Source organism: Phycisphaeraceae bacterium, from assembly GCA_019454185.1.
Classification (GTDB): Bacteria; Planctomycetota; Phycisphaerae; order Phycisphaerales; family UBA1924; genus JAHBWV01.
In genome coordinates, this window is sequence record CP075368.1 from 3,026,053 (window position 1) to 3,051,601 (window position 25,549).

19 protein-coding genes are annotated in these 25,549 nt (G+C 65.5%); 12 read left to right on the top strand and 7 right to left on the bottom strand.

The genetic code is table 11. The features are described from left to right. Window positions 1–35: 35 nt before the first annotated feature. The 4 genes from KF838_12845 to KF838_12860 form a co-directional block, all read right to left on the bottom strand. A complete protein-coding gene (locus KF838_12845) occupies window positions 36–422 on the bottom strand; it encodes a hypothetical protein (protein QYK47667.1) in 387 nt (128 codons plus the stop codon). Window positions 423–527: 105 nt separating this feature from the next. Beyond that, window positions 528–1,859 (bottom strand): beta-ketoacyl-[acyl-carrier-protein] synthase family protein, encoded by a 1,332-nt coding sequence (locus tag KF838_12850; protein QYK47668.1) that lies wholly within the window; start codon window positions 1,857–1,859, stop codon window positions 528–530. A gap of 30 nt (window positions 1,860–1,889) precedes the next feature. Next, window positions 1,890–2,516 carry a GxxExxY protein gene (locus KF838_12855; GenBank protein QYK47669.1) on the bottom strand — a complete coding sequence of 209 codons (627 nt, stop codon included), beginning with the start codon at window positions 2,514–2,516 and terminating at the stop codon, window positions 1,890–1,892. Between the two features lie 38 nt (window positions 2,517–2,554). After that, a complete protein-coding gene (locus tag KF838_12860) occupies window positions 2,555–3,889 on the bottom strand; it encodes a hypothetical protein (GenBank protein ID QYK47670.1) in 1,335 nt (444 codons plus the stop codon). A 274-nt stretch (window positions 3,890–4,163) separates the two neighbouring features. Here KF838_12860 and KF838_12865 point away from each other — a divergent pair, with 274 nt between their 5' ends. Continuing rightward, entirely contained in the window at window positions 4,164–5,552 is a 1,389-nt protein-coding gene (locus KF838_12865) for a serine hydrolase (GenBank protein QYK47671.1), read from the top strand. 433 nt (window positions 5,553–5,985) lie between these two features. Here KF838_12865 and KF838_12870 read toward each other — a convergent pair whose 3' ends face one another. Next, the gene (locus KF838_12870; GenBank protein ID QYK47672.1) at window positions 5,986–6,873 is read right to left on the bottom strand and encodes a hypothetical protein; all 888 of its coding nucleotides are present in this window, start codon (window positions 6,871–6,873) and stop codon (window positions 5,986–5,988) included. 63 nt (window positions 6,874–6,936) lie between these two features. Between KF838_12870 and KF838_12875 the strand changes: the two genes are divergently transcribed. From KF838_12875 to KF838_12890, 4 genes are all read left to right on the top strand, one after another. Continuing rightward, entirely contained in the window at window positions 6,937–7,608 is a 672-nt protein-coding gene (locus tag KF838_12875; protein QYK47673.1) for a hypothetical protein, read from the top strand. Further along, window positions 7,605–8,048, top strand: coding sequence for a ribonuclease P protein component (gene rnpA, locus KF838_12880; GenBank protein QYK47674.1), 444 nt, complete (start codon window positions 7,605–7,607; stop codon window positions 8,046–8,048). Before KF838_12875 ends, rnpA begins: the two co-directional genes overlap by 4 nt. 22 nt (window positions 8,049–8,070) lie before the next feature. Continuing rightward, the gene (yidD, locus tag KF838_12885; protein QYK49838.1) at window positions 8,071–8,337 is read left to right on the top strand and encodes a membrane protein insertion efficiency factor YidD; all 267 of its coding nucleotides are present in this window, start codon (window positions 8,071–8,073) and stop codon (window positions 8,335–8,337) included. A gap of 113 nt (window positions 8,338–8,450) precedes the next feature. Then, entirely contained in the window at window positions 8,451–9,119 is a 669-nt protein-coding gene (locus KF838_12890) for a TetR/AcrR family transcriptional regulator (GenBank protein QYK47675.1), read from the top strand. A 32-nt stretch (window positions 9,120–9,151) separates the two neighbouring features. Here the strand turns inward: KF838_12890 and KF838_12895 are convergent, their stop codons facing one another. Then, entirely contained in the window at window positions 9,152–10,024 is an 873-nt protein-coding gene (locus KF838_12895) for an isoprenylcysteine carboxylmethyltransferase family protein (GenBank protein QYK47676.1), read from the bottom strand. 13 nt (window positions 10,025–10,037) lie between these two features. Beyond that, on the bottom strand, window positions 10,038–10,280 hold the full coding sequence (locus KF838_12900) for a hypothetical protein (protein QYK47677.1): 243 nt from the start codon (window positions 10,278–10,280) through the stop codon (window positions 10,038–10,040). 136 nt (window positions 10,281–10,416) lie between these two features. Here KF838_12900 and KF838_12905 point away from each other — a divergent pair, with 136 nt between their 5' ends. From KF838_12905 to KF838_12935, 7 genes are all read left to right on the top strand, one after another. Beyond that, on the top strand, window positions 10,417–11,004 hold the full coding sequence (locus tag KF838_12905; protein ID QYK47678.1) for a TetR/AcrR family transcriptional regulator: 588 nt from the start codon (window positions 10,417–10,419) through the stop codon (window positions 11,002–11,004). A gap of 189 nt (window positions 11,005–11,193) precedes the next feature. Next, on the top strand, window positions 11,194–12,564 hold the full coding sequence (locus KF838_12910) for a DUF4026 domain-containing protein (protein ID QYK47679.1): 1,371 nt from the start codon (window positions 11,194–11,196) through the stop codon (window positions 12,562–12,564). A 107-nt stretch (window positions 12,565–12,671) separates the two neighbouring features. Beyond that, window positions 12,672–13,961 (top strand): hypothetical protein, encoded by a 1,290-nt coding sequence (locus KF838_12915; GenBank protein QYK47680.1) that lies wholly within the window; start codon window positions 12,672–12,674, stop codon window positions 13,959–13,961. A gap of 146 nt (window positions 13,962–14,107) precedes the next feature. Continuing rightward, window positions 14,108–15,826, top strand: a complete 1,719-nt coding sequence (locus tag KF838_12920; protein ID QYK47681.1) for a hypothetical protein — start codon at window positions 14,108–14,110, stop codon at window positions 15,824–15,826. 263 nt (window positions 15,827–16,089) lie between these two features. Further along, window positions 16,090–18,888 carry a hypothetical protein gene (locus KF838_12925; GenBank protein QYK47682.1) on the top strand — a complete coding sequence of 933 codons (2,799 nt, stop codon included), beginning with the start codon at window positions 16,090–16,092 and terminating at the stop codon, window positions 18,886–18,888. A gap of 261 nt (window positions 18,889–19,149) precedes the next feature. Further along, complete coding sequence (locus tag KF838_12930; protein ID QYK47683.1) at window positions 19,150–21,924, top strand: hypothetical protein; 2,775 nt, start codon at window positions 19,150–19,152, stop codon at window positions 21,922–21,924. A gap of 181 nt (window positions 21,925–22,105) precedes the next feature. Next, complete coding sequence (locus KF838_12935; GenBank protein ID QYK47684.1) at window positions 22,106–25,462, top strand: hypothetical protein; 3,357 nt, start codon at window positions 22,106–22,108, stop codon at window positions 25,460–25,462. Window positions 25,463–25,549 lie beyond the last annotated feature (87 nt).

A 25,549-nucleotide genomic window follows, 5' to 3' on the forward strand; every position in this document is an offset into this window, starting at 1 on the left:
CATTCACACCGGAGGCGCAGATCTGTCCCGCGTCCTCACAAGCCCTCGGACGGAAGCCGGCCCGGACGATGGTCAACCTCGACGTGACGAACGCGAATAGAGCGATCGTCCACGAGTTCCTCCCATCCCTTATCGACAAGCACGCCGGCGCTGACAGCCAGCCGAATGGCTGATTCTGTCGCGTCGGTGAACGCGTCGATCTCCGTGGCGCTCAGCGAGCGTCCGAAGACCGGGCGGCCCGCCTCCGAGTCATAGTCGCTGACGAATGCGATCTGATCGCCGCGGCAGGAGAGCATGTACCACAGCACGAGCGTCGACACAGCGTGTGAGCCAACGATCTCGCGCGCCTTGTCAACGCCGAAACCAGAGACCTCGACACGCTCACGCCGCGTGAGATTGACAAGTCGGTAGCTTGCGCCCACATCTCACCTCGATCGCATATGGTGCCGCCCCAAAGGCCCTTCTCCGCGTCCTCCGCGTCTTCCCTCCGCGCCCTCTGCGTTCTCTTCTCTTGACGTTCGTTTCGCCTACCCGCGGAACCTTCTCACCACCGCCGTGTCGTTCTGTCCGCCGAAGCCGAAGGAGTTGGAGAGGCAGACCTCGACGCCGCCCTGCGGGTTCAGGTCTCGTGCCGCGTTCGGCACGTAATCCAGATCGCACTCCGGGTCCGGCTCGGAGAGGTTCATGGTGGGGGGGACGATGCCGGTCTTGATGGCCATGACGCAGGTCATGAGTTCGACCGCGCCCGCGGCCTGGATCAGGTGCCCGAGCATGCTCTTGACGGAGCTGAAGGGGATCTTCGGGGCCATGGGGCCGAAGACGCCCTTGACCGCGGCGGTCTCGATCGCGTCGTTCTCCTGCGTTCCGGTGCCGTGCGCAGAGATGTAATGAACGCCGGGACGACCATCGGGGCCGGGCTCGCGCGGGTCGATCCCCGCCTGCTTCAGTGCCTGCCTCATGGTGGCCTGGGCACCCTTGCCGTCGGGCTGGATGTCGGTGATGCGAAAGGCGTCGGCCGATGAGCCGAAGCCGGCGATCTCGGCGAGGGGCGTCGCGCCGCGTGCCTTGGCGTGTTCGAGATCTTCAAGCACCAGCATCCCCGCGCCCTCGCCCATGACGAAGCCGTCGCGGTTCTTGTCGAAGGGGCGTGCGGCGGTTTTGGGCGAGTCGCTGCGCTTGCTCATCGCGGTGAGGCGGATGAAGCCGGTCATGCCGAGCGGATGGATCATGGAGTGGGTGCCGCCCGCGAGCATGACGTCGGCGTCGCCGCGCTTGAGGATCTCGAAGGCCTCGCCGATGGCCTGCGTGCTCGCGGCGCACGCGGTCATGCAGTTGTACGCGGGCCCGCGGAAACCGAAGGCGTGTGCGAGGTGCGAGAGGGCCATGTTGGGCTCCTGCTCGTGCTCGTGGTGGGGCTCCATGCGCCGTCGCGCGGTCGAGGCCCACACGCCGGAGTCGATCGTGCGGGTCTCGGCGTTCCAGCCGGCCATCTGCATGGCGGCGTAGTGCGAGAAGTCGTGGGGGCCCTCACCGGAACCGAGGTACATGCCGGCGCGGTAGGGCTTGGCCATGTCGCGGGGCTTGAACGAGGCCTGGCGAAGGGCCATCGACGCGGCGGCGAGCGCGAAGCGCGAGTTCCGCGCCGCCGCCGAGAAGGGTGAGGCATCGTCGAGATACTCGGCGAGGTTGATGGGCGGGGCTTGTGCCGCGAAGTTGGTGACGAAGGTGGAGGCGTCGAAGTGTGTGACGGGCCCGATGCCGGAGTCTCCGTTGAGGAGGCGCGACCAGACGCCCTCGAGCGTGGTGCCGAGCGGGGTGACCCATCCCATGCCGGTGATGACGATGCGGCGTTGGCCCATCGGACGTTGTTCCTCGGTTGCGAGTCTCGATCACTCGAAGTCGGCGGTGTTGCCGTCGGGGGCGTCGCCCTCGTCGTCGTCTTCGTACTCCTCGTCGTCGCCTCGCATGGCGTTGAGCTTGTCGGGGTTGAGGACGCGGACGAGTCCGTCCTTGAGCCGTCGCTCGCAGAAGTTGATGATGAGACCGAGTTCGAGGTCGGCGGCGCGGAGCTGTGCGCGGACCGCGCTGCGCTCGTAGGAGCCGATCTCGCCGGGGCGGGCCATGAGATCGACGACGAAGCGGTCTTCGACGTAGAGGTCCGCGGTCGCGGAGCCGACCTTCTCGCCGGCGTAGACGACGTCGAAGGCGTGGTTGAGTTTGAACTTGAGCCCGGCCTTGGTCATCTCGGCCTTGAGGGCGTTGACGTAGCACGACTCATCGAAGCCGGGGCCGAGCGCCTTGTGGACCTCGATCGCGCAGCCGATGACGCGCCGGCTCATGTCGGTGAGGTTGGGGTCGAGCTCGGAGAGCGGCATGCCGCGGCGTTCGCCGCCTCGCTCGCCACCGTCGCGTCTGTGGCCGCCATGCCCGCCATGGCCTCCGTGTCCGCCGTAACCGCCCCCGTCGCGGCGTCCGCCGCCGCCCCTGTGTGAGTGTCCGCGATTCTGCTCGTACATGCCGTGAACTCCCTGTTCGAAGAGATGAGTAGTGACCCTTACACGGCTCCCAACACGAGAGCCGCGTTCTGTCCGCCGTTCGATGAGGTGCAGACGAGCACCTTTCTGAGTTGTGCCGCCCGCGTGGGCGCGGGGCCGGCGTGGAGGCCTTCGGAGGCCCTTCCGGTGTGGAGGCGTGCCGGGAGCATCTGCTGCTCGATGCACATGGCCGCGATGCCGACACGGACCGCGCCGTCTCCCGCGAGATTCTGCCCGAGTTGCGGGGAGAGTGTCGCGAGTTCGATCGATGCGAGCCGATCGCCGAAGACTTCGCGGAGCGCCTCGGCCTCGGCGCGATCCATCCACGGGACGCACGCCGCGAGGGGGAAGATCGCGTCGATCTCATCGGGCGTGCAGTGTGCGGAGTCGAGCGCGGCCTGGATCGCGTATCGGAGCCCGTCGCTCGGGATGGTCTGGTCTTTGGCGAGGGGTGGCACCGAGGGCGGGCCGGACTGGGCCGCGCCGAAGCCGAGGAGTCGTGCGTGCATCTTCACGCCGCGTGACGCGGATGCGTGTTCTTCTTCGAGGATGAGGATGCCGCCCGCTTCGCCGGGGAGACCGCCCGGTGAGGCGTCGTCGTAGGGCCTTGCGAAGGCGAGGGGGTCCGCATCATGCGGCGCGTCGGCGAGTCGTCCGGAGACGATCATGCGCGACATGCCCATCATGGAGATGCGGGACTCGGCCCCGCCGCTGAAGCAGAGGTCCGCGGCGTCGCGCTCGATGACGCGGGCCGATTCTCCGATCGAGAGCAGGCCGCTGGCATCCTGGCAGGTGATCGTGTTGCTCGGCCCTTCGCACCCGTGCAGGATGGTGACGTGGCAGGCGAGCATGTTCGGGAGGTACTTGAGCATCCAGAGCGGGGGGAGGTTGTTCATTCCCGTCGAGCCCCACTGGCGGATATCCACCTCGCCGTCCGCGCTCTTGGAGGTGGAGAGGGCGGCGGCGAGTTCGGGGGTCTCGGCGGAGATAAGCCCCGCGCCGATGTGGCACCCCATGCGCTCGGAGGGGTAGGTCATGCCGCTCTGTGCATCCTCGCCGAGTGCGGCCCGCGTGATGAGCCCGGCATCGGCGACGGCGATGTGGGCGGCGCCGACGGCGATCTCGATGTCGCGGGCCATGACCTTGACGGCCTTGCGGTAGTGCTTGGGGACGAAGTCTTTGGCGGAGAAGTTCTTCACCTGTGCGCCGAGGCGGCAGGAGAACCCGTCGGCGTCGAAGGCGTCGATCGGAGAGATGGCGGTCGCGCCGGAACAGAGGCCGGCCCATGTGGCGTCTTTGCCGATGCCGTAACCGGTGACCAGCCCGATTCCCGTGATGACGACTCGTCGTGACATGCCGCGGCCTGTGGTCCAGAAAGAGGTGCGTCCAAGGGGCCCTGTGTGGCAAGGGCACGGGTAGAACCGAAGGGAACCCAGCGCCGTGAATCGCAGAGGATCACGATCGCTGTCGATCATAGTCCCGGCGGACTCGTCCCAGTCGAACGAGCACGCGGTACATTGGCCTGCTTGGATTCCCAATCTCCTTTGGGCGTCACACGGAAGAGATGATCGCACCGGGAGGCAAGGCATGCATAAATCAATGCTTCACAGATGTTTACGATTCGCTGTGGTGGTGTGGGCGGTCGCTTTCGGTGTGTTTGTCTTTGGCGCGGCACAGGCCAGGGGGCAGGAATCGACCGCCGATACGGGTGGAGCCGCGGTGCCGATCCCGGAGACGCCGGTCGGGGAGCAGTTGCGGTGGCTTCTGTCGGTCTTCTCCGGCGCGCCCGCAGAGGTGGAGAGTGCGGGGGGGGTGGGGGGGCGGCTTGCGGATTCGTTCAAGGAGGCGATTGCGCCCGAGGTTCTGGCCCGCCAGCTTCAGATGGTGACCACGTCGATCCTGGAGGGGGGGCCGACGGTGCTGGAGTCGATCGGTCCGGGGATGGATGCGCACTCGATCTCCGGGCGCTTGCGGTCGGAGGCGAACGGGGTGGTGCTGGCATTCCGCTTGGCGGTCGATCCCGAGACGGGGTTGATCACGCTGATGTCGAACCGGGTGATCCCGGGGAGCGGGAAGGACGCCGCGGCATCGTGGGAGGTGCTGTCTGAGCGCGTGGGCGGGCTGCGTGGGACGGCGAATCTGTATGTGGCTCGTGTCGAGCCGGATGGATCGTTCGCGCCGCTTGCTTCGGTGAACCCGGGTGCGCGTCTGGCGATCGGCTCGACGTTCAAGTTGTATGTGCTTGGCGCGCTGGCGGAAGAGGTGCGAGACGGGCGGCGGCGATGGGACGAGCCGCTGGCGATCCGGGATGCTTTGAAGTCGCTGCCGAGCGGGGTGATGCAACTGGACCCGGAGGGGACGGAGCACCCGCTCTCGGAGCATGCGCTGAAGATGATCTCGGTCTCAGACAACACGGCGACCGACCACCTGGTGCTGCTGCTCGGCCGCGAGCGCGTTGAGGCGTTCATGGTCGGGCTGAACGGTGATCCTGCGCGGAACACGCCCATCCTCACGACGCGCGACATGTTCGCCATGAAACTCGGCGCGGATCGCACGCTGCCCGATCGCTATATCGCGGCGGATGTCGCGACCCGGCGGGCCATGCTCGCCGAGGGGGGAGAGGTGGCGAGCGCGGTGCCGAGCTTGATCGCGGCGGCGATGTGGAAGGCCCCGGCGTGGATCGACACGCTCGAATGGTTCGCGACGGCGGAGGAGTGCGGTGCCGCGATCGTGGCGGTGGATGCGCTCTCAAAGTCGCCGGAGAATGAGCCGGTGTCGAAGGCGTTGCGGGCCAATCCCGGCATCCCGTTCGACCGATCGATCTGGAGATCGATCGCGTACAAGGGTGGGTCGGAGCCGGGCGTGCTGAACCTGACGTGGCTGGTGGACCGGGTGGATGGGGCGCGGTTTGTGCTGTCGGTGGGGTGGAACGACCCGAAGGCGGAGGTCGATCTGAACACGCTGATCGATCTGGCGGGACAGGGGTTCGGGCTGCTGGCCAATGCCCCGCCAAAGTGAACGCTCCAACTGACCGCAATCACGTGACAGCGTCACTGGCCTGAGTCGCAGACGAATCACCTAATGCCCCTCAGTTCACCACTCGTCCCACATCGCCCGCCGCGAATCGTTCACCACACTCCGGACAAGCGCAGGCCCTGTCCCCCAAGCCCTCAAGTACGTAGCCACATGTTTCGCAACGCCCTCGACGTCCGCCCCGCGCCGCGCGTCGACATATCGGAGCGATCATTACTCCGAATCCCGCGACTGCGACGGCCAGCGTCCCTCCTCCGGAGTACAGCGCTGTCCGCAGATCGCCAGTCACAAGCCAGAGACAGATCCCGACAGCCACACAAGCAACATACGACGACGCGACGAACACAAGTAACCATCGCCTGAGCAATCGTAGAGCGAAAGCATCAAGCTTTGTGCGTTGTGGCGAGTGGCTCATGTGTCACGGCGGGCACGGGTAGTTGGAATCTTCAATACACAGGTTCAGTGCACATGTATACATGTCCGCATTGAAGCCGTGAATGTTTGCGTAAGTGTAGAATCCGAATGAACCAAGAACCAAGACACCGCAGCCACCCACACACAATGGTGCTGCAGGGCCACATGCAATCCCACCAAGACAGACCGCGAGTCCGCCAAGACCAGCACCACCAGACTTGAGAGCATCCTCAAACGCATCGTCCCTAGCGTCCTTTGTACACTTGCAGTACCTACCGAATGCTGTGTTGGGATCAACGCCGCTGCAAACGCTAATAGCGCCCAAATCCTCGATAAACGGAGCACCCCAGTACCCCAGTGAATCTTGCGCCGCCTCGACCGTGTCGTGCTCGCTCAATGGCAGGAAACGAGAACAAGAAAGCGGCGCGCCTTCGCTAGACATGTAGTTTATGTCGGTGACGAGAGCCAAGATAACGCCCGAGTAGTTCGTGTTTGTGGTTGCCACAAATATCCCGAACCAGTTGCGCACGGAAACCAGTCCGTAGGTTTGAGCCTCTGAATCAGAGATATCGATCGCGGGCACATCATGGCGTTCCACGACGTTGCACGCACCTATGGGCGTCGCCGTACCGGTGAAGTCTCGCGTATCGAATGCGAACATATCATATGAATCGCTTCCGAGCGGAACGAGACCGAGGCTTGAGCGACGCATACGGAAGGGCGAGCCGCTCAGCTCAGTGTAAAACTCTCCCAGCCACGCCAGTGAATCGTGCGCTGCACTGGGAACAGGATCAGGCCCACTTACCCCTCCCGATGGCTGGGAATAGGTCGAACGTGCAAAGGCCGATACGAAGACGAAAAGAACGATGAGCGGCAGGCGTATGTTGCACATGGTGTCCTCCATGGGGTTAGCAGACCCCGTTGATGCCGTCCACCGTATCAAGAGTTCTCTGGCGTGTCAAGCCCGGTTCTCTGGCCAGAAACCCCCTGCTTCGTCGATAATCCTCTCAACGTGCGCTTCCGCATCACCACCACCGTTGCGCCCATACTCGACCCCGGCTGGCTCTTCCTGCTTGCCGGCGTGGTGATCATCGGCGCGACCATGCTGATCCCCGCTGCGGACGACCTGGCGGAGGCGCGCTGGCAGCGCGAGCGGGCCCTGACGCAGGAGCGGCGACGCCAGGAGCGGCTCGAGAACTACCAGAGGTATCTCGACGCGCTCGAACGCGGGAATCCGCGCCTGGCGCTCTCGCTGGCGGCTTCGGAACTGAACATGATCCCCGTCGATCGCGACCCCCTGCCCGGCATGCCGCGCGGCATGGCGGACAGCGCGACGATCTTCAACGCCCTGGAGCCACCCCCGATCATCTGGGCGGAGCGGCCCCTGCCCGATTCCATCCTTTATAGATGGACCACGAACGATGCGAAGCGTCTGTGGCTGATCGCGGGGGGGGCGTTGGCGTGTTTCTGCGGGTTGCTGCCGGCGGCGCGTCCCCGGCGTGAGATCGATGCGAGCGGCTCCGGCACGGGTAGCCGCTCGGGGCGGGCGCGGGCGCAGGTTGAGACCAAGCCCGTTGTCGGGGGCGGGGCGGCTTCGCGCCGGCGACCGTCGAACAATGCCGCATGACCGGCGGCCCATCTTCGCGTGACCCTTCGGCGGCCGGACCAGTCGGCGGGCTCAGGTTGCGCCGGAGCCAGCGGCTGTCCAAGGCGAACGACTTTCGTGCGATTCTGCGAGGGAAGCTCTCGAAGCCGGCGGGGCCGCTGGTGGTGTATGCGCGGGCGAGCGAGGCGGGGAGCCATCGGATCGGGCTCTCGGTGGGGAGGCGGGTGGGGAACGCGGTGGTTCGCAACCGGGTGAAGCGTCTGCTCCGAGAGGCGTTCCGGCATGTCCAGCACACGATGCCGCGGACGCGCGCGGGGCTTGCGCTCGACCTGGTGATCGCGGTGCGCCCGCACGCCGCGCTCGATCGCGTGGAGTATGAGCGTCTGCTGTTGCAGGCGGGTGCGAAGCTGGTTTCTGAGATCGACCGGCGGGTCGCTCGATCGGAGGGGCGCGATGGGTGATCGCCCGCCGTGGACGGTCGGGATGAGGCGGCTGGCGATCCTGCCGCTGGAGGGTGTGATCTGGATCTACCGGGTCACGCTCTCGCCGCTGATCGGGAGGCAGTGTCGGTTCGAGCCGACGTGCAGCCGGTACGGGCTGGAGGCGTTGCAGGAGCACGGTCCGCTGCGCGGGTCGGTGATGACGGCGAGGCGGGTGTTGCGGTGTCACCCGTTTGCGAAGGGTGGGTACGACCCGGTGCCGCCACATTCGGAGGGATCGGGGCGTGGTGCGGGCGGGCCTCGGGGGTGAGTCGCTGGGGGTGAGTCGCTGGGGGCATAAGTCTTGGAAGTGTGTGTGTTCTGCTGGTAAGCACTCGCTAAACTCCATGCAGCACTGAGGTAGGGTGGATTCTGGAGGGTCCGATGAGCCGACTGCCCGCGGCAAAGCGACGTGAGCAGCTTCTGGATGCCGCACTCGATCTGTTCGCCCGGCACGGGTACGCGCGGGCGACGACGTCGGAGCTGGCGAAGGCCGCGGGCGTGACGGAGCCGATCATCTATCGCCACTTCTCTTCGAAGAAGGATCTGTTCATCGCGCTGGTGGAGCGGACGGGCGAGCAGACGCTGGAGCAATGGGCCCAGGATCTGAAGACCGCGCCCGACCCGGGGGAGCGGCTGCGCCGGATCATCGGCGACAACCCGATGGTCTCGGCGCGCGGGCGGATCGCGTATCGCGTGCTGCTTCAGTCGATCACGGAATCGGATGACGAGCAGATCCGTGCGGCGGTGAGCAACCACATCCGGTCGGTGCACGCGTTCCTCGTGAAAGAGGTGATGCGGGCGCAGGAGGGGCATCGCGTCACGGGGCGATACTCGGCGGAGATCCTGGCGTGGCTCTTGATCCACATCGGCATGGGCTACGGCGTGGTGACCGCGCTCGGCGTTGAGCGACACGGGTTCGACGAGTCGGGCGCGCACGTGCAGGAGATCATCACGCGCCTGCTGGTCGGCAAGGGTGAGAGCAAGCCCGGCGAGAGCAGGCCCGGCGAGAAGAGCGGGGATGCGCCGAAGTCTGAGCCGCCGAAGGCGTGAGTGGGGGAGTGGGGAAGGCAGGGCGTGGCTGTTCAGGTTGTGGTGTCGCGCCGGGCAACCGGGAGCGGGATGAACCCCCGGACGCGACGGCGATACGCGCCGTACTCCTCAGGATGCTCGGCCATCAGCCCGCGCTCCTCGATCCACACGCCGAAGAAGATGTACCCGGTGGTGAGCAGCGCGAACATGAGGTGCCCGGCGGTCATTACGGGTGTGGCCCAGAAGGCGATGAGGAAGCCGACCATCAGCGGGTGGCGGACGATGCGGTAGAGCCCGACGAGCCGGAAGCCCACGGGGCGATAGGGTCGGCCTGCAAGACGGAACCAGACCTGGCGCAGCCCGAAGAGATCGAAGTGGCTCACCATGAATGAGGCGATCAGCACGGTCGCCCACCCGACGAGCGAGAGGGCCTGAAGGCCGATCGCAAGTGCCGCGTGCTCGACCTGCCAGATGACCTGCGGCAGCGGTCGCCACTGCCAGAAGAGAAGGCCGAGGATCGCGCTCGCCGCGAGCACGAACGTGCTCCGCTCGATCGACGGCGGGATGATCCTGGTCCACCACGCCTTGAACCACTTGCGTGCCATGATGGTGTGCTGGACGACAAAGAGCACGAGGATGCCGCCGTTGACCAGGAGCGCCTCCATGAAGGAGGCACCGGCTCCGGAGTCGATCGACTTCGGGACGAACCAGTTGCCCACGAACCCGATGGCGTACAGGATCGCGCCGAGGAACGCGGCGTAGGCGAGCGTGCCGTACGCGAAGAGCGCGATGCCCGCGACCGAGAAGGGCTTGTCGATCGCGCTGTGCGAGTCGCGATCGCGGATCGAGAAGAGCCGGTGCATGGGGCACGCGCTCTCTCGATGGAGCGTGCCGGAAACTGATGGGGCGTTCGATGGAGTGGTCATATCACTTCCTTTCTCAGTGGTGGCTCGTTGACAGGTCGCGTGTGTTGTGCTTGGTGAGCATCGCGGCGCTGCGGTGGTGCACCGCAAGACGCGTCTCCAGGCCGGATCTGGCCGCGATGGCACGGAGCGTGTCCACCGCGTCCCAGTCGGAGAGGAACGCCAGGACGGGGCCGGTCCCCGAGCGGGCCAGGCGCAGCGCTTTCGCGGCGTTTCGGACAACAAGAGGTCGATCGGACGAAGTATGCTGTGGTCTCATGGCGGTTCTCTGCGAGGACGGTGCCGATGCATCTCGCTCGTGAGAAACATAAACTCCGGCGTCGGAAAGCCAAGTACACTTCCGGTCCACCGGGGGTTGACTCCTGGTACACCACGCCACATCCGCGGAGGTGCCCATGACGCAGGTTCCCACTCGCGAGAGACTGCTGGACGCGGCCGGAGACCTCTTCTACAAGCACGGGTTCCAGGCGGTGGGGCTCGACCAGATCCTCGAGACGGTGGGCATCACGAAGACGGCGTTCTACAAGCACTTTGCCAGCAAGGACGATTTGATCGTCGCCATTCTCGACCAGCGCGATCAGCGCGAGATGGAGGAGTGGATGGCGTACATCCGCATCAGGGGTCGCGACGACGCGCGTCGGCAACTCGAAGCGCTCTTCGAGCTGCTCGACGACTGGTTCAAGAACCCGGAGTTTCGCGGCTGCCTCTTTCTCAACGCGCTCACGGAGTTCCCCAGCGAGAACGATCCCATCAATCGTGCCGCCCGGAAGCACGGCGAGCATCTGGCAGCAGCGGTGATGGAGCTCGCGACGCTCGCGGGCGCGGCCGAGCCCGGCGTGCTGACCGAGCAGATCATGATGCTGGTGACCGGGGCGATCGCGTCCCGCCATCGCGTCGGTGATCTCGGCGCGGCCAAGACCGCGGAGGCGATGGCGAAGGTGTTGATCACGTCTCAATGCGGGCGCGGGACGCGGCGCGCCTGAACCAGATGTGCGAGCCGGCCCGGGGGAGGGCGAGATCCCGGCTTTCTCCGATCGTGTTGAGTGGCGGGGGTGGGTTTCGCTACACTCGATCGACGATCGCACGGGCTCCGGAGGGTGGTGTCGCTTCCGGAGGTGTGAGAGGTATCCGGACAACCAGACCGAGTGGCTGGTGCGAGAGGGAGGTGCTGCATGAGCGGATTCGATCAGGCGTTTCCGAGTGTCGGGGGAGTGCTCTGGCGCGGACGCGAGTTGTCCATGGACGACTGCGGGGCCGTCGAGAAGCGCGGCGTGCGCATACAGCCCGGAAGGATCAAGCCGGGTGCGAGCGAGCCGCACGAGCTTCGTTGGTCTCTCCACCTGACGCACCCGCGGTGGGGCGACGCGGACGTGGGGATGTTCCAGGTGCCGGCGCTGCCGCCCAGGCACATCATCGACCTGACCCCCGGCACAACATCGCAAGATCGTGAGTTGCTCGCGGCGTGCACTGGCTCGCTGACCGTCCGGTGCCCTGCCAGCACGCAGCGCGTGCTGCGAGATCGCAAGAACATGCTGCGATTCGTGCATGCCATTGCGGAGACGATCGCCGCCGCCCCCGGAGTATCCGGCACCATCGGCGCGGACCACGGCTCGGAGCAGTTCTGGTCGCTCGACGCGCTCCGAGACGAGATGGCCCACGATGCGGACCTGGATGTCCAGCACCTGTTCATCATCCACGCGGTCGAGGGCAAGAAGCCGGGAACATCCGACTGGGTGCACACACACGGGTTGGACAAGGTGGGGGGCTTCGACTTTGACATCCTTGCTCCATCGCGAGAGATGCTGGGCGCCATGGGCACCGCGACAAGGGCGCTCGCGTTCTCGGTGATCGAGGGCGAGGTGCGCCCCGACACTGCGCGACACACCTTTGCCTATCCGGACGGCGAGGTGCGCTTCATCCCCGTCGGAGAGTTCATGCGCGATGCGGCGCAGGAGCACCGCGCCCTGCGCGATCTCAGCGAGAACCACGCGGAGAATCGCTCTGTGATCTGCGAGCCGGCCTCCGAAGGAAAGAGCGTGCGCGCCATGCTCTCGAAGCTCGGCGGCTCTCGCCCGAGGCCCGCGCTCGCATTCCAGCGAAAGGAGAGCGACGGGATGGTCTTCGCCTTCTCGACCAAGGCGTCCGAACTGATGGCGGCCCGCGCCGTCGCGACTTTGCCGCTGCTTCGCGGGTTTATGGAGGAGTTCCGCGACCTTATCAACCCCGGTCCGGACCTGCAGGGGTTGGGCGTGCTCATGAAGATGGGGTACAAGGTGGACGACGCGGATTCGGACACCGATCGGGAGCACATGTGGTTCGAGGTACACGGTGTCGGCGAGCGGACCGTCGACGCGACGCTGCTCAACCAGCCGCACGGAATCGCGAGGATGAATCAGGGAGATCGTGCGGAGCACCCGATCGAGCTGCTCACCGAGTGGTCGATCATGACGCCGGGCGGCACGATCACCCCCCAATCGCTGGGGCATATCCGCGCCGTCCGCCACAACAAGGAGAAGCTACTGGCCTTTCTTCGCGGCGGCTGAGCGCGGGCCTGACAATTCACCTGGGTTGCGCCGGGTCCTTTCACTACACTCGTGTCATCGGGCCCGGTGTCGTGGAGGACTCCAGTACCCGCGCAGGAGAGAGCCCCATGCCCGCACATTCCGCCCGTCCGTTCGGCGCGATCCGATTCGCGATCGCCGGCGCGTTGTCCGCCTCGGCGCTTGCCGCCTCCGCCAGCGCCCAATCGTTCATTGGTCTCGGCGATCTGCCGGGGGGCACGGTGATGAGCGACGCGACCGCCGTGAGCGCGGACGGGCGCGTCGTGGTCGGGATCTCCGGATCGAACCTGGGCTTTGAGGCGTTCGTGTGGGTGGACGGGGAGATGTGGGGGCTGCGTGGCCTGCCCACCGATGTCGGCCCGTTCAGCAAGGCGTCCGCCGTCAACGCCGACGGAACCGTGATCGTGGGATCATCGATGTCGGTCGGCGGCACCGAGGCCTTCCGCACGAACGCGATGTACGCCGTGATCGGCCTCGGCGATCTGCCGGGCAGCGCGCTGCTCAGCGGCGCGACGGGCGTGAGCGCGGACGGGCGCGTCATCGTGGGGAGCGGCAGATCATCATCGGGAGACGAGGCCTTCGTGTGGACCGCGGAGACCGGCATGGTCGGGCTCGGCGATCTGCCGGGCGGGCCGTTCTCAAGCGGGGCGACGGCGGTGAGCGCGGACGGTCGTGTGATCGTCGGGCGCGGGCGCACGAGCGCGGGGGCCGAGGCGTTCCGCTGGACGGCGGAGACGGGAATGGTCTCGATCGGCGATCTGCCCGACGGCTCCGTGAGTTCGAGCCCGAGCGCGGTGAGCGCCGATGGTTCGGTGGTGGTGGGGACGGGTGAGGGCGAGGTCGGATTCCAGGCCTTCCGCTGGACGGTACAGGATGGGATGCGGTCGTTGGGATCTCTCCCGGGACTGCCGGAGACAAGTTCCGCGCTCGCGATGAACGGCGATGGTTCGATCGTCGTCGGAGCCGCGGGAAATACGGGACTCGCCCAGCGCGCGTTCATCTGGACAGAGCCGACGGGGATGCGCGAGTTGTCGCGTGTGCTGCTCGACGATCACGGCATCGATGTCGGCGCGTGGACGCTGCTCGCGGCACGCGGGATCACGCCCGATGGTCGAACGATGGTGGGCGTGGGCATCAACCCGAGCGGGAACACCGAGGCGTGGATGGTCACGCTCCCGCCACGGGTCTGCCTCGCGGATTACAACGGCGACACGCTGGTGGACATCCTCGACGTGCTGCAGTTCTTCGACGACCTTGCCGGATGCCTCAATCTGCCCGCGCCGTGCGGCGAGCAGTTCGACGCGGACATCAACGGCGACACTGTGGTGGACATCCTGGATGTGCTCGGCTTCTTCGACGCGTTCGGGCAGGGGTGCTGAGGGGGTCTGGTTGCGGTGCAAAGTCCAGATTCAACAGGAGATTGTGAATCTGTAATCGATTCGAACTTTCGCGCTGGCTCTTCCCGAGACATTGAGATATCTTGTCTATGCGTTCGTTCGGTTCTCAGAACGCTGGGAGGTCGTGGATGACGAACAAGTTGATGCGTTTCTCGTGTGTTGCGTGCATCGCTGCCCCGTCGCTTTCTCTGACCGCAAACGCCCAGTCGATCTCGTGGTTCAGCCCCGTGAGCGGCACATGGAACGAGGCCGCCAAGTGGACGGGGGGAAATATCCCGAACGCACCGGGTGAATCGGCCGTCCTCGGCCTGACCGGGGCGTACACCGTGACGCAAGTGCTCGGCACCTTCACGCTCGACGCGATCACCATCACCAACCCCGAGGCGACGCTCGAACTCGAGGGCGTCACCGTCAACCTGCTCGGCGCGGGGCTGACGAACAGCGGCACGGTGCTCATCACCGGCGGATCGAACACGCTCGACGCCGCCTTCACGAACACCACGCTCGGCACCTTCAACATCGACAGCGGCGACAACATCACCCTGCTCGCGAGCGGCACCAACGACGGCACCATCGCCATCAACCCGACTGCCGGCCCAAGCTCTTCCATACTCGGCTGCGGGAACCCGATCACCATCGGCGGCAGCGGCCAGATCACCCTCAACGCGCCTGGCTCCTTCGCGAGAATCACCACATCCGCCAGCGGATCCCTCACGACCGGCGAGGCGCAGACCATCCGAGGCCAGGGATCGATCTTCGGCGTGCTGAACAACCACGGGCTTGTGCTCGCGGACGTGCCTGGCGGTGTGCTCCAGCTCAGGACCGAGCCGAAGACCAACTTCGGGACCATCCGCGCCTCGGGCGGCTCAATCGACATCACGACCGACATCGCCCAGGGCGATTCGGGCGTGATCGACGCCGCGGACTCGCTCGTGCAGTACGACGGCGCGGCGCTCGTCGGCGGCACGATCACATCGTCCGGTGACGGCCGCCATCGCCTCTTGATGTCCAGCTCTCGGTTCTTCAACGTCGATTCGTTCGCATACGTCGAGATTCGGGCTGGCTCGTCGCTCCGTCTCGGCGCCGAGTACACGAACTTCGGGACGGTCGACGTGAACTACGCCGCGACCGGCTCGAGCTGCCGGATCTGGATCGACGGACCCCTCACGATCAACGGCACGGGCGAGATCATCCTGCGCAGGCCGGGCGCGCAGGCCCAGATCGCCGAAGGTCCGGGGGGCGAACTGATCCTCGGCCCCGGTCAGACCGTCCGCGGCATCGGCCAGATCGCCGTCCCCACCACCAACCACGGCACCATCGCCCCCGGCCTCTCTGTCGGCACCCTCACTGTTGATGATCCAACCACAACCATCACGTGGGAGCCGACTTCCACGCTCGACGTTGAGCTTGGCTCCGCGGCGTCGTTCGACAAGATCACCAGTGGCAGCCACATCATCAACGGCGGCACTGTCAAGGTCTCGCTCGTGGGCGGCTATGTGCCCGCGCTCTTCACAAAGCACACGATCATCGACGGTGTGACGGGCTCGGTCATCACGGGAAAGTTCGATTCAGCGACGGGACCAGCCCTGCCGTCGCCGCGGGTCTGGAAGGTCGGCACCAGCGGCAACGACGTGGTCGTCGGCGTCTCCTGCCCCTCGGACGTCAACTCCGACTTCATCGTGGACATCGTCGATTTCCTCGATTTCCTCGACGCGTTCGGCACTTGCGACGGGTCGCCCGCTCCATGCGCCGGATCCACGGGCGTGAGCGCCGACTACAACGGCGACACGTTTGTTGACATCCTGGACTTCCTCGACTTCTTCGATGCGTTCGGCAGCGGGTGCTGAGCGGCGCGTGGGGGATGAGGGCTCGTCCTGTAGCATGAATATCGGACGCTTTTCAGGCGGCGCGCCGTTGTGGCCACATGTTTTTGCATGAATCTGCGGCATCACCCATTTCAAGAGGGGGGGCGTCGGCTCTATTCTGCCTGACCGAGTCGGTACACCCATAAGGGTGGACTGCCCGCAGGGCGCGCCGAGGCGATCCCGGCGGCAGAGGTAGAGAGAAGTCGCAGGACGGCTGGTCGGCGGAAAACTGAGGGAGAATCCCGATGCACATTCGTTTGTCGAGCGTCGTGACGTCCGTCGCGGGTCTGGCCATCGCGGTCCCGGCCCTGGGGCAGTCAATCCCGTGGCTCAACCCGGTGGCCGGCAACTGGAGCGACACGACCAGGTGGACGGGCGGGAACGTGCCGGACGCATCGGGCGAGAGCGCGGTGCTCGGGCTGACCGGCGCGTACACCGTGACCCAGAACGTCGCGGGGCTGATGCTCGACGCGATCGACATCACGAACACCGACGCGGTGCTGAACCCGGGCGGCCGCGCCGTGACGCTGCTCGGCACGGGGATCGCCAACTCCGGGACGATCGTGAACAACACGGGAACGGGGACGATCTCCGGCCTGATCTCCAACGGCGCGACGGGTCGGATCAACGTGAACTCCGGGACCGCGCTCAACATCGACACCAGCCTCGTCAATGACGGCCTCTTCACCGTCAACACCTCCGGGGGCTCCTCAACGACGACGCTCACGATTCAGGCGCCGCTCACGATCGGCGGTTCCGGCTCTCTGGTGCTCAACAACGCCACGAATCGAGCCCAGGTCATCGCGTCCGGCTCTGGCGCTCTGACGAACGGGGCCTCGCACACGATCCGCGGCTTTGGGCAGATCACGGCCCCGATGACCAACAACGGTACGGTCAGCGCCACGGTCGCTGGCCAGTCCTTGTTCCTCAGCCTGACGGACAAGACCAACAACGGCTTGATGAGGGGCGCGGGCGGAACGCTCGACATCGTGAGCATCACAATCACGCAGGGCGCCTCCGGCGTGATCCGAGGCGAGGAGACGCTCGCGACGCTGAGCTCGTCCTCGATCTCGGGCGGCTCGATCGACTCGACCGGGGCCGGGAGGATCCGAACCGTGGCCGGCACCAGTGTCCTTTCGAATGTCGACTCGACCGCGGATGTCGAGGTCGCGTCCGGAACCGGGCTCGCGCTCTCGGGCGGCTACACGAACGACGGCACCCTGCTGGTGAATCTCAGCGGAGGCGCGTCCACAACTTCGCTGCGGATCGACGGGACGGTGACGATCGACGGGACGGGAACGATCCGCCTCAACAACACGACCACCCGCGGACAGATCATCGCGGGCACGGACGGCGTCCTCACGCTCGGCGCGGGCCAGTTCGTCCACGGACGTGGGCAGATCAGCGTCGGCGGGACGAACAACGGCATCATCAGCGCGGACGTGGCGGCGAACGAGCTGCTGCTGAACATCGCGGCGAAGGAGAACAACGGGCTGATGGAGGCCGCGGGCGGCATCCTGGGGATTGTCGGGATCACGGTGACGCAGGGGGCATCCGGAGAGGTGCTCGCCGACGGCTCCGAGGTCCAGCTGAACGGCGCGACGATCGTGGGCGGCGAGATCGCCTCCATCGGCGCAGGGCGCGTCCGCACCGTTCTGGGAACCAACGTCTTCGCCGGGGTGGACTCAACGGCCGATGTCGAGGTCAACTCGGGCACGGCGCTCGCGCTCGCGGGGGGCTCGTACACCAACGACGGCTCGCTCACCGTCAATCCCCAGGGCGGCGCCTCGACGACCTCGCTCCGCATCGACGGGCCGCTGACGATCGACGGCACCGGAGAGATCCTGCTTAACAGCACGACCTCTCGCGCCCAGATCATCGCGGGCACGGACGGAAACCTCACGATCGGCTCGGGCCAGTTTGTCCACGGGCTCGGCCAGATCACGGTGCCGATGACCAACAACGGTCTCGTGAGCGCTGACGTCGCCGCTCAGACCTTGTTCCTCAGCGGAACGAACAAGACCAACAACGGCATGATGGAGGGCGCGGGCGGCACCCTCGCGATCGTCGGCATCACGGTGACACAGGGCTCCACCGGCGACATCGTCGCCGATGAATCGAACGTGGACCTCAATACTTCGGCGATCATCGGCGGCTCCATCGCCTCCACAGGCGCGGGGCGAGTCCGCACCGTTGCGGGAACCAACGTCTTCACCGGTGTCAGCTCGACGGCCGATGTCGAGGTCAACTCGGGCACGGCGCTCGCGCTCGCGGGGGGCTCGTACACCAACGACGGATTGATCACCGTGAATCCCCAGGGCGGCGCCTCGACGACCTCGCTCCGCATCGACGGGCCGTTGACGATCGACGGCACCGGAGAGATCCTGCTTAACAGCACGACCTCTCGCGCCCAGATCATCGCGGGGGTCGGCGGCTCGCTGGTCCTCGGACCCGGTCAGACCGTCCGCGGCATCGGCCAGATGGGCATGCCGCTCACGCTGGAGGGCGTCGCGGCGCCAGGCGTGAGCGCCGTGGGATCGCTCACAGTTGCGCCCAATACGATTGTCATCACGTGGGAGCCGACCTCCACACTCGACGTGGAGCTTGGCTCCGCGGCGTCGTTCGACAAGATCAATGGAGGCAGCCACACCATCAACGGCGGCACTGTCAAGGTCTCGCTCGTCGGCGGCTACACGCCCGCACTCTTTGCCACACACACTGTGATTGACGGCGGTGCGGGCTCGGTCGTTACGGGCATGTTTGATTCGGTCACAGGCCCGGCCTTGCCGCCGCCGTGGGTGTGGAAGGCTGGTTACTCCGGGACTGATGTCGTCGTCGGCGTAACGTGCCCGTCAGATGTGAACGCGGACTTCATCGTGGACATCGTCGACTTCCTCGATTTCCTCGACGCCTTCGGCACATGCGACGGGTCGCCCGCTCCATGCGCCGGATCTACAGGCGTGAGCGCCGACTACAACGGCGACACCTTCGTTGACATCCTGGACTTCCTCGACTTCTTCGATGCGTTCGGCAGCGGGTGCTGAGGGGCGCGTGTCGGGTAGGGCTCGTTCTGCCGCGTGAATATCGGACGCTTCCAGGGGAGCGTACCGGTGGGGTCACTGTATTGGATGAATCTTCGGCATAGAGCGTTTCAAGAGTGGGGCGTCGGTTCTATTCTGGTTGATCGAGTCTGGTGCCCGCTTGAGGGTGGCCGGTCTGCGGGGCGCGCCATGGCGTGCCCGGCGGCAGAGGTAGAGAGAGGTCGCCGGACGATTGTTCGGCGCGAGCACACAGGGAGCGTCCAGATGCGTATTCGTTTGTCAAGCGTTGTTGCCTCCGTTGCGGGTCTGGCGATCGCGGTTCCGGCCCTGGGGCAGTCGATCCCGTGGCTGAGCGCGGTGAATGGCAACTGGAACGATGCGACGAAGTGGACCGGATCGAACGTGCCCAACGCGCTCGGCGAGTCGGCGGTGCTCGGGCTCTCCGGCCCGTACACCGTCACGCTCAACATCGTGAATCTCACGCTCGACGCGATCGACATCATCAATCCAAGCGCGACCCTGAACCTTCCGGGCACGACCATCACCGTGCTCGACGGCATGTTCTTCAACGCGGGGCATGTGAACTCGAGTTCCGGGACGAACACGATCGTCAGCCCGTTCACGAACCTGGCGGGCGGGCGATTCACGATCACCAACGGAACGACGCTCGGGCTTCGATCCGATTTCGTCAATGATGGCAGGATCGATCTGAACCCGATGTCCGGCGGAACGACGACCACGCTTCGCATCGACAACCCCATCACGGTCAGCGGGTCGGGGGAGATCGTGCTGGGAGCGCCGGGAACATGGGCGCAGGTGTTCAATCTCGTCGGCGGTTCGCTCACCAATGATGCGGATCACACGATCAGAGGCCAGGGGCAGATCTCGACGCCGTTGACCAACAACGGAACTGTTCTCGCGGACAACGCCTCGCTCGTGCTGAGCTCGAACGCCAAGATCAACAACGGGACTATGCGATCGGCGGGTGGCTCGCTGGAGATCGGCGTCGCCGTCACACAGGGCGCGTCGGGGCTCATCGAGGCGGACGGCACGAACGTGCTCCTGAACACCGCGACCATCAACGGCGGGCTCATCACTTCATCCGGATCCGGAAGAATCCGCGCGAGCTCCGGCGCGAGCATCTTCAACGCAGTCGTGTCCGAGGCATCTGTCGAGATGTCCAACGCTTCGGTGCTCACGCTCGGTTCGGGTACATACACCAACAACGGCGTGATCGATGTCAACTGGAACCTCGGCGGCTCCGCGACCTCGCTCCGCACAGACGGACCCATGACGATCGACGGAACCGGCGAGATCATCCTGAGGCGACCGGGAACGCAGTCACAGATCCTCGCGGTCGGCGGCGTCGCCGGTTCGCTCACGCTCGGATCGGGCCAGACCGTGCGCGGGCAGGGACAGATCTCGCTCTTCACGATCAACAACGGCGAGATTCTCGCCGACGTGCCGGGCGGCACGCTCGTGCTCAACTCGCACGGCAAGACAAACAACAACCTGATGGCCGCGGCCGGGGGCACGTTGCTGGTCAGCAGCATCACCGTCACGCAGGGCGCGAGCGGCGAGATCCTCGCCGATGGATCCAACGTCGATCTGGCATCCTCCAGGATCATCGGTGGCGCGATCCGCTCGTCCAACGGCGGGCTGGTCAGGTCGACCAGCGTGGCCTCTACGCTGGAGTCGGTCGCGTCCGAGGCGTCGGTCTCGGTTGTGAATGGCACCACCCTCGCCATCGCAGGAACCGGGCTCGTGAACAACGGTGTTGTCACGATCAATCCAACGGTCGGCGGATCGGCGACGACGCTGCGGATCGATGAGGATCTCACGATCAGCGGCACCGGCCAGATCGTCCTCAATGCACCGTCCACCCGCGCCCTGATCTCTAGCGCGGCGGGCGCGCTCACGCTGGGTTCCGGGCAGACCGTCCGCGGCTACGGGCGCATCACAGCCGCGATGAACAACTATGGAACTATCGTGGCCGACACGCCGGGGCAGAGCATCGAGCTGCAGACCAACGCCAAGTGGAACTACGGCGTCATCCGCGCCAACGGGGGCAGAATCATCGCGAGCGGCATGTCGATGCCGCAGTTCGGCGATGGCACGCTCAGGGCCGACAACTCAGACTTCGAGCTCAGCAATGCCAGCGTCATCGCGGGCAAGATCAGAACGTCGGGCACCGGTGTCCTCGCGACTGTCGGTGGCGGCAACCTGCTCCATAACGTGGATCTGGAAGGAAGGATCGAGGTCCGAAACGGCACCCTGCTCACGCTCGAAGCCAGCATGGTCAACAACGGCGTGATCCACGTCAACCCAAGCGCGGGAGGGTCCGCAACAACGATCTCCCTCATACTTGCCAACACAATCAGCGGCACGGGAGAGATCATTCTCGGCGCGATCGGCAGCCGCGCACAGATCACGTCCGCTTCATCCGGGTCGCTCACGCTCGGCCCCGGCCAGACGCTTCGCGGCATCGGACAACTCGTCGCGCCCGTGACTGTCGAGGGCGCCATCGCCCCCGGCCTCTCTGTCGGCACGCTCGTTGCTTCGACCGCGCTGACCTGGCAACCGACCTCGGTTCTCGACGTCGAACTGGCTTCTGCTTCGTCGTTCGACAAGGTCAACGGAGGCAGCCACACCATCAACGGCGGCACGGTGAACGTGTCGCTCGTGGGCGACTATGTGCCCGCGCTCTTCGCCAAGCACGCCGTCATCGACGGGACCTCGGGCATCGCCGGAGGATTCGCCTCCGTCAATGGTCCCGCGCTCCCCGAGCCGTGGATCTGGCGCGTCGGTGTTGATGGGAACAAGGTGGTTGTCGGCGCATCATGCCCATCGGATGTCAACTCCGACTTCATCGTGGACATCGTCGATTTCCTCGATTTCCTCGACGCCTTCGGCTCCTGCGATGGACTCCCCGCGCCGTGCGAGGGCTCTACGGGCATCAGCGCGGACTACAACGGCGACACCTTCGTTGACATCCTCGATTTCCTCGACTTCTTCGATGCGTTCGGCAGCGGGTGCTGAGAAAGAGGGGGGCGCGGTTGGCTTCTGGGGGGGTAGGCATACGCCGATCGGCGTATGCCGCGACGTGGAATTCACATTGTCCCGCTTCGTGTGAGGGGGTAGATTGAGACGCAGGATCCGCGCCCGCGCCCGCGCATCTGTTTCGTGCGGCGTGAGCCCCATGGATCGTCTGGAGGTCGTCATGTTGATCCGTCGCGCCGCCGCACTCTCCGCTCTTGCCGGTCTTGCTGTTACCATGCCCGCGATGGGGCAGTCGATTCCCTGGCTGAACCCGGTGAACGGGAACTGGAATGAAGCCGCGAAATGGACGGGCGGCAACATCCCCGATGCGCCGGGCGAGATCGCTCGCTTGAACGTCCCCGGCACGTACACCGTGACGCAGAACATGGGCGGCGGCCTGACGCTCAGCGCAATCAACGTCACGACGCCGACCGCGACGCTCAATCTCGTCGGAAGCCCGACGACCCTCACAGGTGCGGGCGGGCTGACCAACAGCGGCACCGTCGTGAACTCCATCAGCACCGTCATCAATGGCATCATCAACAACAACGCCAGCGGCAACATCAACATCAACGTCGCTACACTGCTCCAACTCAGCGGCTCGATGGTGAACAACGGGCTTCTCACCGTCAACCCACAGGGGAACGGCAGCTTCGGCACGTCGCTGATCGTCGGCGGTCCCTACGTCGTCACCGGCACGGGGGCGATCGTGCTCAATGCGGCCGCGAGCGCGGCACAGATCACCGGAACGATCGAGAACGGTTCAACGCACACGATCCGCGGCTTCGGGCAGATCTCCGCGACGCTGGATAACAAGGGGACCGTCAGTGCGAACGTCAGCGGACAGTCGCTCGCGCTGAACTTCGCACCCAAGACCAACAGCGGCCTCATGCAGGCGACCGGCTCCGGCGTCCTCTCGATCAGCAACACCACGATCAACCAGACCGGCACCGGCGCCATCGACGCGAACACGGGTGGATCGGTGCAGCTCTTGAACTGCACGATCAACGGAGGCACGCTCGATTCAGACGCCGCGGCGGTTGCGAACGTGAGCGGCAGCAGCGTGATCCTCAACGGTGTCACCAATCTCGGCAATTTGCACGCGAACGTGAGCTCGATCATCGATATCGGCGGCTCCACGTTCACGAACGAGGGCGTCACGACGATCAATCCGCAGGGGAACGCTTCCTTCGCTACCACCCTCCAGGCCCGCAGCAACATGCTGATCGATGGCTCGGGCGTGGTCGTGCTCAACGCGCCCAACGCCGCAGCGCAGATCACGAACCAGGATGGAACGACGCTCACCCATGGGCCGCTCCACACCATCCGTGGCTTCGGCCAGATCACCGCCGAGATGACCAACAACGGGCTTGTGAGCGCGGACGTTCCCGGTACGACGCTCACGCTGGGCAATAAGGCCAAGACCAACAACGCGCTGATGGAGGCCGCCGACGGCGGGACGCTGGCAATCTCCAGCATCCCGATCCACCAGGGCGGCGGGGGCACGCTCTTTGCCGATGCGGGCACCGTCACCCTCAACAGCGCGACGATCAACGGGGGCGATCTGGTCACCGCCAACGGCGGGCTGTTCGTGGGCGTCGCAGGCACGCAGACATTGAACAACGTCGATCTGGACGGCGACTATCACATCAACGTCAATACCGCTACGACCCTGTCACCGGGCACCTTCACGAACAACGGAACCGTGACCGTCAACCCGCAGGCGAACAGCTCGTTCACGACCACGCTCGCAGCGGACGGGGCTGTGAACATCGACGGAACGGGGACGATCGTTCTCAACGCGATTGCCAGCGCGGCACAGATCACCGGCGTCGGAGGCCAGCCCCTCACGCTCGGCGCGAACCAGACGGTCCGCGGCTATGGCCAGATCACCGCCCCCATCGTCAACAACGGCCTTATCCAGGCGGATGTCAACGCGCAGCGCATCACGCTCAACACGCATCTCAAGACCAACAACGCGTTGATCCGCGCGACGGACGGCGGCACCATCGACATCAACTCCACCACCCTGACTCAGACCGCGCTCGGCGAGTGCGAGGCAGACGACGGCACGTTCACCCTGTCGAGCGCAACCATCACCGGCGGCCGCCTGGTCACAGCAGGCACCGGCAAGTTCGTCGGCATCGTCGGCAGCCAGACACTCAATGATGTCGAGTTGGACGGCGTGTTTGACATCAATGTCAGCACAGGGGCCATCATCGGCGCCGGATCGCTCACCAACAACGGCATCCTCACCATCAACCCGCAGGCCAACTCCTCCTTCTTCACCACGCTCGCGGCGGACGGCAACACACTGATCGACGGTGTCGGCGAGATCGTGCTGAACGCGACTGCCGGTGCCGCACAGATCACGAGCTCCGGCGGCGGCATCATCACCTTCGGCTCGGGCCAGACGGTGCGCGGCTGGGGCCAGATCACCGCACCCTTCATCAACGAGGGCCTTATCCGCGCCAATGTCGCCTCGCAGTCGCTCCTGCTCAACACCTCGGCAAAGACAAACAACGCGCGGATCGAAGCCGGGCCGTCCAGCACGTTGCAGATCAACAGCATCACGCTCTCGCAGTCCGCCTCGGGCAGCGTCCTGGCCGATAGCGGCAACGTCACCATGACCAGCGCAACCCTCACCGGCGGCTCGCTCGAAGCGTCGGGCACGGGTCGGTTCATCGGTGTCAGCGGCACCCAGAATCTCAGCAACCTCATGCTCGACGCCCCCTTCGATGTCAACGTCAACACGGCAGCAACGCTCTCCGGCGCGATCGAGAACAACGGCATCATCGCCGTCAACCCGCAGTTCAACGGCTCGTTCACAACCACGCTCTCGATCGTCGGCCCGGTCAGCATGTCCGGTGACGGCGACATCGTCCTGACCGTCCCGACCACCGCCTCACAGATCATCAACGGCGGGGGCGGCTCACTCACCATGGGACCGGACAACCGGCTCAGGGGCCAGGGACAGATCGCCGTCCCCATCACCAACCACGGCACGATCTCGCCGGGCTTCTCGGTCGGCACGCTCGTCATCCCCGACGCGGGAACCATGATCACACACGAGCCCGGCTCGGTGCTCGATATCGAACTCGCGTCGGCCTCTTCCTTCGACAGGATCAACGGCGGCAGCCACACGATCAATGGCGGCACCATCAAGATCTCGCTCCTCGACGGCTACACGCCCGCGGTCTTCGCGAAGCACACCATCATCGACGGGTCCGGCGCGGCCTTCGTGACGGGGGCGTTCGATGGGATCGTCGGCCCCGCGCTTCCTCAGCCCTTCGTCTGGAAGATCGGGTACACCAACCAAGACGTGATCGCCGGCGTCTCCTGCCCCTCGGATATCAACGGCGACTTCATCGTGGACATCGTCGACTTCCTCGACTTCTTGGACGCCTTTGGTTCCTGCGACGGCCTCCCCGCGCCGTGCGTGGGCTCGACGGGCACCAGCGCGGACTACAACGGCGACACCTTCGTTGACATCCTCGACTTCCTCGACTTCTTCGATGCGTTCGGGAGTGCGTGCTGAGCGACCCTCTTTCTATCGACGGTGTCACAACCCAAGCTGCTGAGGCCCGGCACCCGTTTCGGATGCCGGGCTTTCTGATGGCCAGTA